The organism is Clostridium sp. DSM 8431, assembly GCF_900116755.1.
GTDB lineage: Bacteria > Bacillota > Clostridia > Clostridiales > Clostridiaceae > Clostridium.
In genome coordinates this window covers 1-17,302 of sequence record NZ_FPBY01000015.1, presented here as the reverse complement: position 1 = coordinate 17,302, position 17,302 = coordinate 1, and the positions used below count along the sequence as shown (strand labels likewise).

The following is a 17,302-nucleotide window of genomic DNA, read 5'->3' as shown; positions in this document are numbered from 1 at the left end:
AAAGGAAGAAAAAGAATGAACAAAGGCTCTAAGAAGAAGTTAGTTGTTTTATTAGGTACATGTATATTTACAGCTTTACTTTTTGGATTATTTACAAGATATTATAATGATAGACCTAAGGATGTTTTATTCTCTTTTGATGTTCAATCAGATAGCGTAGAACAATGTCAAGTATATTATGATATAAATGGAGATGAGCAGTGGACAGAAAATAATTCTGATAAACAAATATACTCCGAGGTTGGTCAAAACGTAACACTTCAATTTAATATTCCTGAAAATACTAAAAATATTAGAATAGACCTAGGAGATTCTCCTGCAGAGTTTAAATTAAGTGATTTGAAATTTTCAAGAAGTACAACTTATAAATTAAGCACTGAAGAATTTGAAACTTTAAAAGGAAATATTAATGATTCAGAAATAAGTGTTAATAATGGAACTATAGAAGTTACTACCCTTGGAACAGATTCATATTTTGGATTAGAAGATATTCAAGATATAGCTTCAAGTGTATCTTCAAAACCATCATATATTAATATAATTATTGCAATATTATCTTTAGTTTGTGGTTTCATAGCAGCAAATGCACTTAGAGAAACTAAGAACTCATATAAGCTTATAAAATTATCAGGTGAAAATACAAAGCTTATAAGATCTCTTTCAAAGAATGACTTTAGAAATAAGTTTGCATCTTCTTACTTAGGAACAATATGGGGATTTATAAGTCCATTAATTACTATAGCAGTATATTGGTTTGTATTTTCAGTAGGTTTTAGAAGTGGAGATGTTGGAACCACACCTTATGCATTATGGTTTATTGCAGGAATAGTTCCTTGGTTCTTTTTCCAAGATGCACTTCCAAGTACAAGTAATGTATTTTTAGAATATAGCTATTTAGTAAAAAAAGTAGTTTTTAAAATAGAAATATTACCATCAGTAAAGATTATTTCAAGTTTATTCGTACATTTATTCTTTATAGTATTTGTTGCGGTAATTGCGTCTATATATGGTTATTATCCAGATGCATATAGCTTACAATTTATTTATTATTCCTTTGCAATGGTGGTGCTTGTTTATGGATTATCTTTATTTACATCTTCAATACTTCTTTTCTTTAGAGATTTAAATCAGATAATTGGTATAGTACTTAACATTGGCTTCTGGGCAACTCCAATAGGATGGCAGTTAACTATGATACCAGAAAAATATAGAGTAATATTTAAATTAAATCCAATGTACTACATAGTTACAGGTTACAGAGATTCCTTTATAGATAAAATAGGTATATGGCAAAGACCATATGAAGCTATTTATTTCTGGGTATTCTGTTTACTTTTAATACTAATAGGTACGAAAATATTTAATAGACTTAAACCACATTTTTCAGATGTTATATAGAGTGAGGTAAGTATATGAGTGAAGTAATGATAGAAATTAAGGATTTAGTCAAAAAATATAATATTTATGACGATCCTATGGATAGATTAAAGGAAACTTTATCATTAACAGGGAAAAGTTATCATAGAGAATTCGTAGCGTTAGATGGATTAACATTTAATGTTGAAAAAGGTGATGCAATTGGGATTCTTGGTAAAAATGGTTCGGGAAAATCTACTTTATTAAAGATGGTTACAGGAGTATTAACTCCTACATCTGGAACACTTAAGGTTAATGGAAAAATAGCAGCCATATTAGAGCTTGGGGCAGGTTTCAATATGGAGTATACAGGAAGAGAAAATATTTACCTTAATGGTACAATGATGGGCTACACTAAGGAAGAAATGGATGAAAGAGTAGAGGGAATAATTGAATTTGCTGATATTGGCGAATTTATAGAACAACCAGTTAAGATTTATTCAAGTGGTATGTTTACAAGATTGGCTTTTGCTGTTGCTATAAATGTAGATCCAGACATATTAATAGTTGATGAAGCTTTAGCAGTAGGAGATACTAGATTCCAGATTAAATGTATAAATAAAATGAAGGATTTAAAAGAATCAGGAACTACAATTCTTTTCGTTTCCCATGCAACAGAGCAGGTTAAGAGATTCTGTAATAAAGCTATATGGCTTAAAGATGGAAAGATAAAGAATATGGGGGAATCAAGCGAAATTGTTGACCTTTATGAAGATTTCATGAAGTATGGAACTACAGATAATCAAGCAGATGTTAGATTGAAAGAAAAGCAGCAGGAAGAAGAAAAAGAAGAAGAAAAGCAAGAAGGATTAAGGGAATTTAGAGTTCCTAATAATGAGGATATATTAGCTTCTATAGCTGAAGTTAAGATTTCTAAGGAAAAGATGAAAACTTTTGAAGATTTAGAAGTTGAGATTACTTATGATATTTATAAAGAAGACATAGATGGTTTTTTATTAGGGGCAGCTATATATACACCTAACAGAGAATATATATTTGGACCAAATACATTCTTAGATAAATCAAAGGTTCCAAATACATTTGGAAGACATAAGGTAATCTATAAAATACCAAAAATGAACTTGCTTGGAGGAGTTTACACTATTGATGTTGGTATATTTACTCATGAAAGTATTGTTCAGTTAGATTATAAACAGGCAGTTTGTGAATTTACAATTCAAAATAAATATATATCGGAAGGTAAATTCTACATGGATCATGAGTGGAATGTAATAGAATAATAGAGTGAGGTAGGGTGAAAACTTTTGAAAAAGATAAGATATTTTATAGATAGTATCGAAAAGGAAGAAGAGGAAGTAGTAATTAGTGGCTGGGCCTATGCAGATGGAGAACCAAAGGTTAAAATTGAAGTATTAAATGTACCAGACTACAAAATTGAAACGGTAGAGAGAATTGATATATTTGAAAAATTTGATCAACAAGAAGAAGCATTAGAAACAGGATTTAAAATTAGAATTCCTGAAACTAAAAAGAAATTTTCAATAGTATTTAAGGTGAAAGATGATACTATAGTTTATAAAACAAGCTATAAGAGATTTCAAAGAGGTGATGATGTTCGAAAGTTTAGAGGTTTATTAGGAAAAATAAGAAGTATTCTTCATCTTTTAAATCCATATAACATAATAAAGGTTATTAAGTTTATTCATTATTATGGATTTTCTGAAACATTCTATAAGATAAAAGGAAAGCTTAGAATGTCAGCGTTTGCTCCAGGAATAGGTTATGATGAATGGTTTAGAGATAACTGCGCTAAAGAAGTAGAACTTGAAGAGCAAAGAAATCATAAGTTTGAATATAAACCTAAAATAAGTATTGTAGTACCAACTTATAATACTAAAGAAAGTTTCTTGGTGGATATGATTGAATCAGTAGTAAATCAAACATATTCAAATTGGGAATTATGTATAGCAGATGGTGCAAGTTCTAATAAAGACACTATAAGAGTCTTAGAAGATTATGAAAAGAAATATGAAAATATTAAGGTTAAATATCTAAAGAAAAATTATATGATATCAGATAATACTAATGAAGCTTTAGAACTTGCTACAGGAGAATATATCGGACTTTTCGATCATGATGATTTATTAACTCCTGATGCATTATTTGAAGTAGTATCAGAGTTAAATGAAGATAGAAGTATAGATTTTATGTATTCTGATGAAGATAAGACTGATGAGAATGAAAGTGAATACTTTGATCCAAACTTTAAACCAGATTGGTCCCCTGATACATTAACAAGTTATAACTATATAACACACTTTACCGTATTTTCAAAGAAGCTATTAGATCAGGTTGGAGAATTTAATAGTGAGTTTGATGGAAGCCAAGATTATGATTTATTCTTAAGATTAACAGAAAAAGCTAAAAACATACATCATATATCAAAGATATTATATCATTGGAGAGTTCATAAGAATTCTACAGCCAGCGGAATTGGAGCTAAAACTTATTGTATGGATGCAGCTAAGGGAGCTCTTCAAGCACACTTAGATAGAATTGGCGAAGAAGGAACAGTAAAGGATGGTAAGTATCTAGGCTCATATAAAGTTGAGTATAAGATAAAAGGAAATCCAAAGGTTTCTATAATAATTCCAAATAAAGATGAAGTACCTACTCTTAAAAAATGTTTAAACTCTATTTTTAGAAAAACTACTTATGATAACTATGAAATTATTATAGTTGAAAATAATAGTACTGATAAAAAGACTTTTGAATATTATGATGAAATTTCAAAGAGAGATAACGTAAAAGTTTTAAGATGGAAAGATGAATTTAACTATTCTGCAATTAACAACTTTGGTGTTAAAGAAGCAGAAGGTGAATATATAATTCTTTTAAATAATGATGTTGAAATAATAAGTCGTAGATGGATTGAAGAAATGCTTATGCATGCTCAAAGAAAGCAAGTTGGTATAGTTGGTGTTAAATTATACTATCCAGATGAAACAGTTCAACATGCAGGAGTAATCTTAGGTATAGGAAGTGTTGCAGGACATTCACATAAATACTTCCATAGAGATGAAATGGGATTTGTAGGAAGATTAAAGATAACTCAAAACTTAAGTGCTGTTACAGCAGCATGTTTAATGGTTAGAAAAGATGTATTTAATGAAGTTAATGGATTAGATGAAAAGTTCAAAGTTGCATTTAATGATGTTGACTTCTGTATGAAGGTAAGAGAAAAAGGATATTTAGTTATCTTCACTCCTTACGTTGAATTATATCACTATGAATCTAAGTCAAGAGGTGCTGAAGATTCTCCTGAAAAGATAGAAAGATTTAATGGGGAAATAAAGAGATTTGAAGATAAATGGGGTCTATGGATTAGAGATCCTTATTATAATGAAAATCTTACTCTTTTAAGAGAAGACTTTTCATTAAGAGAAAAGAATGAAGTTCATAAATAGCTTGGAGTGATAAAATGAGTATATCAATAATATGTCCTTTATATAATGGAGAAAAATATATTAAGAATATGAATAAAAATCTTATGTCTCAAAAAATAGATGATAAAGTGGAAATAACATATATACTCACAAAAACTAGTGACAATAGTGAAGAGATATTAAAAGAGATAAATGCTGATTATAAAATTATAGATGCACAAGATTTTTCACATAGTTTAACAAGAGAAAAAGCTGCTTATGAAGCAAAAGGAGAAATTATAGTATTTATTACTCAGGATGTAATTATTGAAGATAATACTTGGTTATATAACTTAACAAAAGATATTAAAAGCGGTACAGTTGATGCCGCTTTTTCAAAACAAATTTGTACTAATAAAACTATAGAACGATATACTAGAATGAAAAATTATCCTGATGAAAGCAGAATAGCATCTAAAGATACTATAAAAGAACTTGGGATAATGTCATATTTTTATTCAGATGCTTCATCAGCCATAAGGAAAGAAGCTTTTGTAAAATTAAATGGTTACGATAACAAGGATTTATTAACTAATGAAGATATGTATATAGCATACAAGTTAATTAATAATGGATATAAGATTAAGTATTGTGCTGATTCAAAGGTTATTCATTCACATAAGTATAGTTATAAATCTTTATTTAAGAGATATTTTGACCAAGGTGTTTTCTTGAAACAACATTCATATATAAAGGATAGTGGGGCAACGGGTGGAGCTATAGCATTAGTAAAATTTGTATTAAATAAATCGCTTAAAGAAGGGAATTTTAAAGCTGTTTTAGATATAATACCTAACTTTGGAGTTAGACTTATTGCAAATAAATTTGGAAGTAGGTATGAAAGTTTATCCAGAAATAAAATTCTAAAGTATACTTCGAATAAGAACTATTGGATTAGGAATAAATAAGGAGATAGTAATGAGGGAAAAATTAAAAAAAGCAGGATTGTTTTTAATACCATTGATAATTTTAGTATTGACAGTTTACTGCACGCAAAAGGGAAATAAAATAGATGTCTTTCAGTATATGTTAGTGTCTGCAATGTATTCAATAATATATTTCTTGTTACAAAAAAGAGTAAAATATTTAGATTTGATACATAAATACAGGTATGTAATAGCAACGATATTATTTATTTTTTTAGTAGCTTTTAAATTTCATGGTTCATCAATAGCAATGTGGGATAAATATTATAGAGATTATGGTGATAGTGAAGTTAAGACAATGTATACTGGTGAAGCAAGAGCTATAAGATCTGATGAGTGGTTAGTTCAAACTCCGCTATATTTATCTCAGCTTACAAAAGAAGATAAGCTTAGTAGAATAAATGAAAATATAAGGTCAGATGGACAAGATATGGTACTTGCTTCTTATTCTCCTGTGAAAGATATAACTATTTTAGGAAAGCCTTTTTCATGGGGATTTTTATTTTTAGGTAAAGAAAGAGCATTTTCATGGTATTGGAATTTTAAACTTATAAGTTTATTCATGCTTTCATATGAAATTGCACTTATATTAACTAAAAGAAATAAAAAAATATCATTATTTGGAGCATGTTTAATTGCTTATGCACCAGCATGTCAATGGTGGTTCAGTACTTTTGTATTAGATTTAATTATATTTGCACAGGCAATGATGGTTGCAGTTTATAATTATTTGAAATATAACAAATATAAATATAAACTTCTTAACTTGCTTATGTTTACAATTGCAGGAACAGGCTTTGTATTATCATTATATCCAGCAACGCAAGTTCCTTTAGGATATTTAATTGCAATATTTTGTATATTCTTATTAGTACAAAATAGAGAAAAAATAAAGTTAAAAGATATTATTCTTATAGGAGTATCTTTTGCAGTTATCTTAAGTATAGGAGGATATTTCTTATACACAGTTAAAGATTCTATTGTAATGATGATGAGTACGGTTTATCCTGGACAGAGAACTGAAGTTGGAGGGAATTTTGATTTTAAATTACTTTCAAGTTATATATTTAATTGGCTTATGCCTTATAGAGAAGTTGGATTTTCTAATTCTTCGGAATTAAGTAGTTTTATTAGTCTGCTTCCTTTAACTTTAATAATGTTTTTCTTTAGAGATAAGAAGAAAGACAATAATTTATTAAAAATATGTATGTTTGTATATATTTTGATATTGTTATCTTACATGATTATTGGATATCCTGTTATATTAGCAAAAATAACTTTATTCTCATTTATTCCCGCTGGAAGAGCAGCAATTATATTAGGACTTACAAGTTCTTATTTATTCTTAATGCTTGTTACAGACTTAGTAGAATCTAAAAAAATTAATAATTTAACAGCAGTAATTATAACAGTAGCAGTTATATTATTTATGTTTATACCTCAATATCATACAGATGTTCAATATTATATGTGTAAAAGTGGGATAATAACCGCGGGATTGATATTTACAGCTATTACGTATTTCTCTTTAAAAGGATATGTAAATCAACTTGTAAGCTTTGGAATAATTTTTGTTTTAATTGGAGGATTTTCAATTAATCCAATAGCAAGAACATTAGCACCTATATATGATAAGGAAGTAAGTAAGGCTATAGTAAGTATTAATGAAGAAGATAAAGGTAAATGGGTTTGTTTAGATAATATAGTAGGAGGTAACCTATTATACGCTCTTGGTGTTCAATCATTTAATGGTGTTCAATATTATCCTGATTTGAATATGTGGAATAAATTAGATGAAAATGAACAATATGAAGATGTATATAATAGATATGCTCATGTTGTTGTTAAAATAACAAATGAGGATACTTCTTTTAAATTAAATCAAGCAGATGTAGTTGAAGTAGACTTAAGTACTAAAGATATAGGAAAAGCAGGAATTAAGTATTTAATTAGTCAAAATAATTTACAAAGCTTTAATAGTGAGAAAACTATTTTTAAAGAACTATACCATAACACTATTGATAATGTATATATTTATGAATATGTTGGTTAAGTATAGTAGTAGGAGGAGAGTATAAAATGACAGGATCAGTTCCTTTTTCAATATTGTATTTTATTTCGTGTATTATAATTCTTTCAGGTTTTTACTTGCTAAAGAAAAGCGAAAAAGTACTGAATGGAGTTACTTGGTTAGCCATAACTTTTATAACCTTTATGTGTTACAATGCATCAGTGGCTGCAATAATTAATTTAGTATCAATAAAAGTAAATATAGTATCCTTCTCGGTAATTAATATATTACTTGGATGTTATATGTTATATAGAGTTATAAAACAAAAACAGAAACAAAGTTATGAATATAAAAAGTTTGATATATTTGCTATGGTTGCGATAATTGCTGTAGTAGTAGTAATTGCGTTAAAAAGATATGGGATTACATTACAATTAAACTATGATACAAGTGATCCATCAGTTCACATGCAGTATGCTATGAATGTTGTAAATAATCAAAGAGTAGCAGATATGTTATTTGCACCATTAAATAATGCACTATTCATAGAACTTTTGTCACCATTATTTGTACCACTTAAATATTATAAAATATTTATAATTGCAGATATTTTAATGCTTATGTTATCAGGTATGATATTCTATGCGTTAATAGAAAAGTTTATGGAAGATAATTTCTTAAAGTGTGCAGGACTTTTAACAGCTATTTTATATATGATTGGTTATCCATTAAACAATATGTTATGGGGATTTGTATATTTAGGTATGGGGGTATCTGTAATTGCTTATATGATTTTCTCAGTGGATAACTATATAAAAGATGAATTAAATAAAGTAATTAATATTATTATGATTGCTATGGCATCATGCTCAATATTCTTATGCTATGCATTATTTATGCCAGTAGTATATTTAGGAACATTTATATGTTTATCATTATATTTCTTTAAGAAGAAAGAGCTTTTTACCTTTAAGACTATAGGAAGATATATACTTATATATCTTATTCCTATTATTCTAGGATTTATATATATGTATTTTGGAGTATTTTCCGATGGTGTTACTCCAGAATCTGCAATAGCTAATGAAGGAATTATTTATAGAGATTTATATACAAGTTTAGTATTTATGCTTCCTTTAGCTATATATGGAGTATGCAAAGTTATTAAAAGACGTGAAAATAATTCTACAATTTTCATACTTCCAGCTCTTATTATATTTATGCTTGGTTTACTAATTGTAGGCTTAAATACAGGTAAGGCTTCATCATATTATTATTATAAAAACTACTATTTATTATGGTTTTTATTAATGTATATGTTTTTCTATGGAGTGCATATACTTTCAAAGGTAGATAAAACTATAATAGTAGCTGGTTTTTCAGTATTTGCAGCCTTTGGACTTATGATTTATTTCAATGTAGAAGGCATTATATATGCAAAGAATGCTATTTTTTGGGCAGAACCTAAAGCTCAAGTTTATGCAGGAGTTTATGGATATAATTATGGACAGTTTAGTAAGCCAAGACGTTTTGTAGGTGTGGAACGACATGATTTATATAAGTTTGTTGTAGATAACTATGTTTCAAAGGGAGATTATGTTCCAGCACTTGGTGAAGGAGAAGAAATATACTGGTATGAATCTATTACAAATCAACGTGAATCAGAATTATATGAATGGAAAGTAGGAGAAAAAGAATGCTTAGATATAATAAAGAATGATAGCAATATTTCTTATGTTACAGTATTCTATTCAAGTACTACTTATGCAGATAATGTAGGGTATTTTGAAAGTTTAGAAAAAGTATATGGAAATAGTGTTGGTTTTGTGTGTAAAGTAAAATAGAATTAGTATATAATTTATGATATAATTTTTATGTTAAAAAAAAGAAAAAAGAGGGTGGCATTTTGAAAGGTATTATATTAGCTGGTGGATCTGGAACTAGATTATATCCAGTAACAAAAGCAATGTCAAAGCAAATGGTTCCTATATATGATAAACCAATGATTTATTATCCAATGTCAGTATTGATGTTGGCAGGAATTAGAGATATATTGATTATATCAACTCCAAGAGATATAGTTAATTTTAAGGAATTATTTAAAGATGGAAGCGAATTAGGATTAAATATAGAATATGCAGTGCAAGAAAGTCCAAATGGATTAGCTGAAGCATTCATAATAGGTGAAGAATTTATAGGAAATGATTCTGTAGCAATGATATTAGGAGATAATATATTCTACGGACAAAGCTTTTCACAAACATTAAAGAGAGCATCAGAACTTGATGGAGGAGCATATGTATTTGGATATTATGTTCAAAATCCAAAGGCATTTGGTGTAGTTGAGTTTGATGAAAATGGAAAGGTTATCTCATTAGAAGAAAAACCAGAAGAACCAAAATCAAAATATGCAGTTCCAGGTTTATACTTCTATGATAATACTGTTGTTGAAAAGGCTAAATCATTAAAGCCATCGCCAAGAGGAGAATTAGAAATAACAGATTTAAATAAGTTATATATGGAAGAAGGATCATTAAAGGTTCAACTTTTAGGAAGAGGTATGGCATGGCTTGATACAGGAACTCACGCATCAATGCTTCAAGCATCAAACTTTGTTGAAGCTGTTCAAAATACTCAAGGAACATATATAGCATGTCTTGAAGAAATAGCTTATAGACAAGGATGGATAAATGCTGAAAAAGTTATAGAATTAGCACAACCTTTACTTAAGACTGGATATGGAAAATATTTGGTTGATATAGTAGAAGAGGTTGAAAATAAAAGAAAATAAGGTGGGTTAGTTATGAAGATATTAATTACAGGTGGTAATGGTCAGTTAGGAAATGAATTAAAATCAATACTAACAACTGGAACAGCTGAAATAGGAAAATCTCCAGTAGATATTTCTAAAGTTGAAGCTATTTATACTGATGCAGATGAATTAGATATAACTAATTTACAAGAAGTAAAAGAAGTTGTTTCTAAGGAAAAGCCAGATGTTATTATTAACTGTGCTGCTTTTACAAATGTTGATGGATGTGAATCTAATCAAGATGCAGCTTTCAAAGTTAATGCATTAGGGCCTAGAAATTTAGCTATTGCAGCTGAAATGATAGGAGCAAAATTAGTTCACGTATCTACAGATTATGTATTTCCAGGAGTAGGAACTGTTTCATTAAAAGAATTTGATGCAACAAATCCAGTAAGTACATATGGTACGACTAAGCTTCTTGGAGAAGAATATGTTAGAGAATTTAGTACTAAGTATTATATAGTAAGAACTGCATGGCTATATGGATATGTTGGTAAAAATTTTGTATACACAATGATGAGATTAGCTAAGGCAAATGATAAGATTACTGTTGTTAATGATCAAAGAGGTAATCCAACTAATGCAAATGACTTAGCATATCATATTCTTAAATTGATAAATACTGAAGAATATGGAGTATATCATTGTACTGCCAATGGTGAATGTTCTTGGTATGATTTTGCAAGTAAAATAGTTGCAATGTCAGGAGAAGATTGCACAGTAGAACCTTGTACTTCAGAAGAATATGCATCTATGTATCCAAATTCAGCTAAGAGACCAGAGTACTCATCATTAGACAATATGATGTTAAGATGTACTGTTGGGGATGAAATGAGAAACTGGCAGGATGCTATAGAAACTTTTATGAATAAAGTTGTAAATAAATAATTTATATAAAAAAGCAGTTAATGATTAATGTAATTAACTGCTTTTTATTGTGTAATGGAAAATGGTACGTATTAATTATTTGGGAGGAATGCAATGGAAAAAATAAATATTAATAACTTTAGAAGATTTTGCATAAAAATATTTACGTGGGGCTTTTTGGGGTATTTTATGTGGGTATTTTTTAATAGTATATTTAGAAATTCTAATGACTTAATACACTATAATATGAAAAAAATAATACCAGTAAGTATAGTTATAATGATATTTATGGCTTTATTTGTTTATTTTATGAATAAGGTTATATTAAAAAATGACTTCTTTAATAGGAATAAAAAAATATGTTTATTAATAACATTTATAATTATTTTTATAGCACAAGTTTTTTTGGCAAAAGAAATTTATTATGAGGTTGGATGGGATGCAGGAGCTTTAATTAGAAATGCTAAGGCATTAGTTGAAAATAAAGATTCATTTGATACTGCATATTTTATACGTTTTCCTAATAATATACTGCTATTATGGATTGAAAAGAATATTTATATATTTAGTACTTGGTTTACTAATATAAGTTATGAGTTTTTACTTGTAATTATAAATATAATTCTTATTGATGTTTCTATATTTTTAGCATTACTATTAGCAGATAAACTTTTTAATGATAATACAATAATTATTTCATATTGTTTTGCTATTTTACTTATTTTATCATTGCCATGGATTGTTGTATCTTATACAGATTCTTTTTGTATGATATTTCCCGTATTAAATATATATTTATATTTTAAAATTAAAGAAGAAAATAAGATAAGAAATAAAGTTATTTTTTCTATTATTATTGGGGTTTTAACTATAATTGGATATCAAATTAAACCTACAGCTGTAATAAGTTTAATAGCAATAGTTATTTCAGCAATACTTTATTCAATAAAAGATAAAAAATCATTTGTTTTATGTTTATCTTTAGGAGCATGTATAGCTGCTTCAGCAATAGCAACTAAAGTTATTTATGATAATACTCTTTATAATATGCAGGTTAATGGAATTCAATTTAATGATTATGAAGATGATCAGATTCCTATGACTCACTTTTTAATGATGGGATTAAATACAAGAGATATAGAAAATAGAGGAACTATATATGGTGCATGGAGACAAGAAGATTATGATATTACTCTTTCTTGCAAAACTAAAGAAGAAAAAGTCCATGCTAATTTAAATGAATATGTTAGTAGAGTTAGAAACTTAGGTTTTACTGGATATTTAAATTATCTTTCTAAAAAGGGTAATTGGATGTTATCAGATGGAACATTTTATTATGGAGGAGAAGGCTTCTTTGCTTTTAGTGAACCATATTCAGATAGTAATTTGGCAAAGTTAATTCAAAATTACTTTTCCTTTGAAGGTGAAAACTACAAACTTCAGGCATCCTTTAGAGAAGCAGTTTGGATTCTTGTATTATGCTTTATAGCAATACCACTATTATTTAAAAAGAAAAATTATGAATCTGAAGGATTGTTTTTAATAAGATTGACCATTACAGGCATAACAGTCTTCTTGTTACTTTTTGAGGGGAGAGCAAGATACTTTTTAAATCATATTCCTTTATTTATAATTTTAGCATCTTATGGATTTGGTAGATTATATGAAGTATTTATTAATTTGTCTAAAAAGAATATAGATATTAAGGCGAAAGATATTATAATAAAATAAGAGGTTTGATTTTTATTATTTATTATGGATAGAGAAAAAGATTATATTATAAAGGTAGGGAGCTATATATTAGTACTTGTTTTAAATTATTTCTATATTTATAATATTAATAACTTTGTAATATAAAGCAATTGTAAAGGGATAATATTATTTATTTTTTATAGTAAAGGAGTTTTGTGTAAACAAAAATAAAAACTGTTAAGGATATAATTTATATATTTTTGTTTTCTTTACAGTAAAAATAAATTATGTTAAACTGAGGTGTCATGTGGTTGTAAATTTAATAAAAATTTTTATGGGGTGATGAATTGAAAATATTGGTTATTATTCCAGCTTATAATGAAGAAAAAAATATTGTTAATGTTATAAATAATATTGAAAAAGACTGTCCAAATGTAGACTATGTAATAATAAATGATTGCTCAAAAGACAATACTAAAAAGGTAATAGAAGAAAGAGGATTTAATTATGTATCTCTTCCAGTCAATATGGGAATAGGTGGAGGAGTTCAAACTGGATATAAATATGCAGTAGAGCATGATTATGACATAGCTATCCAAATAGATGGTGATGGTCAGCATGATCCTAAATACATAGAAAAGTTAATTCAACCTATTTTAAATGGTGAAGCAGATATGACAATAGGATCAAGATTTATTCAAAAGGAAGGATTCCAAACTTCATTCATGAGAAGAGTGGGAATAAATTTCTTGAAATACCTTATAAAGTTGTGTTGTGGAGTTAAAATTACAGATGCAACAAGTGGATTTAGAGCAACAAATAAAAAATTAACTAAGGAATTTTCAGAGAATTATGCACAAGATTATCCAGAACCTGAAGCAATAATTCATAGTATACTTAATGGATATAAAGTAAAGGAAGTTCCGGTAATTATGCATGAAAGACAAGAAGGGGAATCTTCGATTAATATGACGAAATCAGTATATTATATGATAAAGGTTTCTTTAGCTATTATTTTATGCAGAATTAGTAATAAGAGAAAAAAATAAAAGTTAGAATGATAGAAGCTTTTTAATAAAAGATAATGCATGAGTATTATCTTTTGTTATTGTAATAATTAAAATTATATATGGAGGAGTAATATGGAATTTAAGATACGAGTATTTTTTGGTATAGCAGTTATTATATATTTGTGTATTATAGTTCAACTACTTAAAAAGAAAAAATTAGATTTAAAATATACATTATTATGGCTGTTAGCAGCTGCAGTATTATTATTTGTAACAATTTTCCCGGGAACTGTATATTGGATATCTGAGTTTTTAGGAATAAGTACTCCTATAAATAGTGCTTTAGTATTAGCAGGAATGTTTATAATAGTAATATTGATAACTATTACTTCTATAGTCTCAGGTTTAAATAGTAGATTAAGAAGTTTAACTCAAGAAATTGCATTACTAGAGAAAAGAGTAAGAGAGTTATCAAAGAATAGTGAGGAAAACCATGAGTAAAGAAAAAGGTAAGGAGAAGATGCCGATGATTAACATTATACTAATTGCTATATATTTATGTTTAACTATAGCAGGAGTTATTTTATTCAAAATGGGAACTCAAAAAGAATTTGTTGTGTCAATTTCAGCTGGTGTATTTAATCTTAAAATGAGTCTTTTATCAATTTTGGGATTAGTATGTTACTTATGTAGTTTTTTGATGTATATGTTCTTGATATCGAAATTTGATATTAGTTATATAGTTCCAGTAACAACAGGTATAGTTCAGGTTGCAACATTTATACTAGCTGTTTTAATATTTAAAGAAGCTGTTACTACACCAAAGGTAGCTGCTACAATATTAATTTTAATAGGTATAATCATAATGAATATAAAAAATTAGGAGATACGTTAACATGAATTTTGATAATCATACATTTGCAATTTGTGCATATAAAGAATCAAGATATTTAGAAGAATGTATAAATTCTGTACTTAATCAAAAAGAAAAGTCTAAAGTTATAATATGTACTGCAACTCCCAATGAGTATATTTCAAATTTAGCTAATAAATATAACATTAAATTATTCGTAAGAGATGGGAAACCAGGTATTCAAGAAGACTGGAATTTTGCGTATTCTTGTGCAGATACTAAATATGTAACAATTACTCATCAAGATGATATTTATTGTGAAGAATATGGCAAGAAGATACATGAATATATTAATGAAAATAAGAAACAGATAATATTATTTTCAGATTATAGAGAGATAAAGAATGGAGAAGTAATTCCGTTAACAGTTAATTTAAAGATTAAAAAGGTAATGCTTTTTCCACTTAGAGCATCAATTTTTAGAGGTAGTAAGGTTATAAGAAGAATGATACTTTCATTAGGATCTCCAATATGCTGTCCAGCAGTAACTTATAATAAAGAAATTAACGGAGATAAGGTATTTACTTCTGAAATGAAATGTTCATTAGATTGGGATACATGGTACAAGTTATCTAAGAAAGAAGGACAATTTGTATTTATTAAAGATGAATTAGTATATCATAGAATTCATGAAGAATCAGAAACTACTAATTCTATAGAGAATAATGTAAGACAACAAGAAGATTACACGATGTTTAAGAAATTCTGGCCAGGGTTTATAGCTAAGTTCTTATCTAAGATGTATAACAAAAGTTTAGATACAAATAATGTTTAAGTGAATTTTTTTAAAGTACACAGATATAATAAAAAATATATCTGTGTACTTTTTTGTTATAAATTAGTATTATATATTAAAGTTTTTTCGAAATTTGTACGAAAATTATATATGATTGAATAATATGATAATTCTATAAGAAAAGTGGGAAAAATTGATTAAAGTACTTGTAATTACAAGGTTTTAAGAAAACTTTGCAATTTTTTTAAAGATTTACGTCGAAGTCTTTTTGTGTTAGAATTAATTTGAATTTAATAAGAGGGGAGGGGGATAATGGGAAAGCTAAAAAAGAAAATTATTTGGGTGGTACTTTTTTTATTTTCATTTAATTTTATCTCCTATAATGGAGCAATTAAAGCAGAAGCATTGGATGATATAAATATTATTTCATCACCTGGAATATCAGTGGATACTGCAAAAGAATGGGCAAAAAGTAAGGGTGCTACAGAAACATTTATTTCACTAGCTGATTTGTATTGGAAATATTCATCAAGCAATGGTAACGTAAATCCAGCAGTTGCTTATGCACAAGCAGCTAAAGAAACAGGCTATGGAAAGTTTGGTGGAGTTATAGATGCATCTTATCATAATCCATGTGGATTAAAAACTTCTCAAGGGGGTTCAGATACTGACCCTAATGCACATATGAAGTTTAAAAGTTGGGATGAAGGTGTACAAGCTCATTTAGACCACTTAGCTTTATATGCAGGAGCTTCAGGTTATCCAAGAAAAACCACATATGATCCAAGACATTTTTCATCAGTTTTTGGAAAAGCAAAAACTGTAACTGCTCTAGGTGGAAATTGGGCTCCAAGTCCTACTTATGGAAAAGAAATTATGGAACTGTATAGTCAAATAACAGTAAAGCAACAAAGTTCATTAAAGAAAATTACTGTTATCGATACACCAGTAAATAATGCGAATCTTTCAGGTAATGCAGTGGAAGTAAGAGGATGGGCATTAAATCCTAGTGGGGTTTCAAAAGTTAATATTTACCTTGATGGCAAGTTTGTAAAAACAGCTACAATTGGAATGTCGAGACAAGATGTAAAAGTGGTATATCCAGAGTATAACGATTCAAATAGTGGGTATAGTGCAACACTAGATTTATCTGCTATCTCTGATGGAGCAAAAACTATTAAGGTTGAGCAGGTTGGAAAAGATAATAGTACAAACTATACTGAAGTGAAAGTAAATGTGGTTAAAAATAGACCTATTCAAGTTATTGATACACCAGTAAATAATGCAGAGATTTCTGGTAATTCATTAACAGTAAGTGGATGGTCATTAAACACGGTACCTATAAGTAAAATTAATGTTTATGTTAACGATAAGTTTATGACAACAGCTACTATGGGAATATCAAGAGCAGATGTGAAGGCTGTATATCCATCATATAATAATGCAAACAGTGGATATAGTGCAAATTTAGAT

General features: G+C 27.9%; 14 protein-coding genes. All 14 read left to right on the top strand.

The features are described 5' to 3' along the window. Positions 1–15 precede the first annotated feature (15 nt). Positions 16–1,398 carry an ABC transporter permease gene (locus tag BM384_RS02740; protein WP_090010785.1) on the top strand — a complete coding sequence of 461 codons (1,383 nt, stop codon included), beginning with the start codon at positions 16–18 and terminating at the stop codon, positions 1,396–1,398. Between the two features lie 14 nt (positions 1,399–1,412). After that, positions 1,413–2,657 carry an ABC transporter ATP-binding protein gene (locus tag BM384_RS02735; RefSeq protein ID WP_090010782.1) on the top strand — a complete coding sequence of 415 codons (1,245 nt, stop codon included), beginning with the start codon at positions 1,413–1,415 and terminating at the stop codon, positions 2,655–2,657. Positions 2,658–2,681: 24 nt separating this feature from the next. Continuing rightward, positions 2,682–4,844, top strand: coding sequence for a glycosyltransferase family 2 protein (locus tag BM384_RS02730; protein ID WP_242945939.1), 2,163 nt, complete (start codon positions 2,682–2,684; stop codon positions 4,842–4,844). A gap of 14 nt (positions 4,845–4,858) precedes the next feature. Further along, the gene (locus tag BM384_RS02725) at positions 4,859–5,770 is read left to right on the top strand and encodes a glycosyltransferase family 2 protein (RefSeq protein ID WP_090010779.1); all 912 of its coding nucleotides are present in this window, start codon (positions 4,859–4,861) and stop codon (positions 5,768–5,770) included. A gap of 10 nt (positions 5,771–5,780) precedes the next feature. Beyond that, positions 5,781–7,841, top strand: a complete 2,061-nt coding sequence (locus tag BM384_RS02720; RefSeq protein ID WP_090010776.1) for a DUF7657 domain-containing protein — start codon at positions 5,781–5,783, stop codon at positions 7,839–7,841. Between the two features lie 26 nt (positions 7,842–7,867). Then, entirely contained in the window at positions 7,868–9,643 is a 1,776-nt protein-coding gene (locus BM384_RS02715) for a hypothetical protein (RefSeq protein ID WP_090010773.1), read from the top strand. 62 nt (positions 9,644–9,705) lie between these two features. Continuing rightward, positions 9,706–10,590, top strand: coding sequence for a glucose-1-phosphate thymidylyltransferase RfbA (rfbA, locus tag BM384_RS02710; RefSeq protein ID WP_090010770.1), 885 nt, complete (start codon positions 9,706–9,708; stop codon positions 10,588–10,590). 12 nt (positions 10,591–10,602) lie between these two features. After that, positions 10,603–11,499, top strand: a complete 897-nt coding sequence (gene rfbD / locus BM384_RS02705; protein ID WP_090010767.1) for a dTDP-4-dehydrorhamnose reductase — start codon at positions 10,603–10,605, stop codon at positions 11,497–11,499. Between the two features lie 93 nt (positions 11,500–11,592). Beyond that, positions 11,593–13,209, top strand: a complete 1,617-nt coding sequence (locus tag BM384_RS02700; protein WP_090010764.1) for a glycosyltransferase family protein — start codon at positions 11,593–11,595, stop codon at positions 13,207–13,209. A 308-nt stretch (positions 13,210–13,517) separates the two neighbouring features. Beyond that, the gene (locus BM384_RS02695) at positions 13,518–14,219 is read left to right on the top strand and encodes a glycosyltransferase family 2 protein (protein WP_090010760.1); all 702 of its coding nucleotides are present in this window, start codon (positions 13,518–13,520) and stop codon (positions 14,217–14,219) included. 93 nt (positions 14,220–14,312) lie between these two features. Continuing rightward, on the top strand, positions 14,313–14,681 hold the full coding sequence (locus BM384_RS02690) for a DUF2304 domain-containing protein (protein WP_090010758.1): 369 nt from the start codon (positions 14,313–14,315) through the stop codon (positions 14,679–14,681). Continuing rightward, the gene (locus BM384_RS02685; RefSeq protein ID WP_090010755.1) at positions 14,674–15,063 is read left to right on the top strand and encodes an EamA family transporter; all 390 of its coding nucleotides are present in this window, start codon (positions 14,674–14,676) and stop codon (positions 15,061–15,063) included. The genes BM384_RS02690 and BM384_RS02685 overlap by 8 nt, the downstream gene beginning before the upstream one ends. A 13-nt stretch (positions 15,064–15,076) precedes the next feature. After that, the gene (locus tag BM384_RS02680) at positions 15,077–15,868 is read left to right on the top strand and encodes a glycosyltransferase family 2 protein (RefSeq protein ID WP_090010752.1); all 792 of its coding nucleotides are present in this window, start codon (positions 15,077–15,079) and stop codon (positions 15,866–15,868) included. Positions 15,869–16,141: 273 nt separating this feature from the next. Next, positions 16,142–17,302, top strand: a 1,161-nt coding sequence (locus tag BM384_RS17225) for an Ig-like domain-containing protein (RefSeq protein WP_175537257.1), incomplete at its 3' end; no start/stop codon positions are given.

Bases quoted from the DNA above. Each gene is read 5' to 3' on its own strand.
- BM384_RS02685 (WP_090010755.1), top strand. From the start codon at position 14,674: ATGAGTAAAGAAAAAGGTAAGGAGAAGATGCCGATGATTAACATTATA.
- BM384_RS02720 (WP_090010776.1), top strand. From the start codon at position 5,781: ATGAGGGAAAAATTAAAAAAAGCAGGATTGTTTTTAATACCATTGATA.
- BM384_RS02680 (WP_090010752.1), top strand. From the start codon at position 15,077: ATGAATTTTGATAATCATACATTTGCAATTTGTGCATATAAAGAATCA.
- BM384_RS02735 (WP_090010782.1), top strand. From the start codon at position 1,413: ATGAGTGAAGTAATGATAGAAATTAAGGATTTAGTCAAAAAATATAAT.
- BM384_RS02715 (WP_090010773.1), top strand. From the start codon at position 7,868: ATGACAGGATCAGTTCCTTTTTCAATATTGTATTTTATTTCGTGTATT.
- BM384_RS02690 (WP_090010758.1), top strand. From the start codon at position 14,313: ATGGAATTTAAGATACGAGTATTTTTTGGTATAGCAGTTATTATATAT.
- BM384_RS02700 (WP_090010764.1), top strand. From the start codon at position 11,593: ATGGAAAAAATAAATATTAATAACTTTAGAAGATTTTGCATAAAAATA.
- BM384_RS02740 (WP_090010785.1), top strand. From the start codon at position 16: ATGAACAAAGGCTCTAAGAAGAAGTTAGTTGTTTTATTAGGTACATGT.
- BM384_RS02725 (WP_090010779.1), top strand. From the start codon at position 4,859: ATGAGTATATCAATAATATGTCCTTTATATAATGGAGAAAAATATATT.
- rfbD (WP_090010767.1), top strand. From the start codon at position 10,603: ATGAAGATATTAATTACAGGTGGTAATGGTCAGTTAGGAAATGAATTA.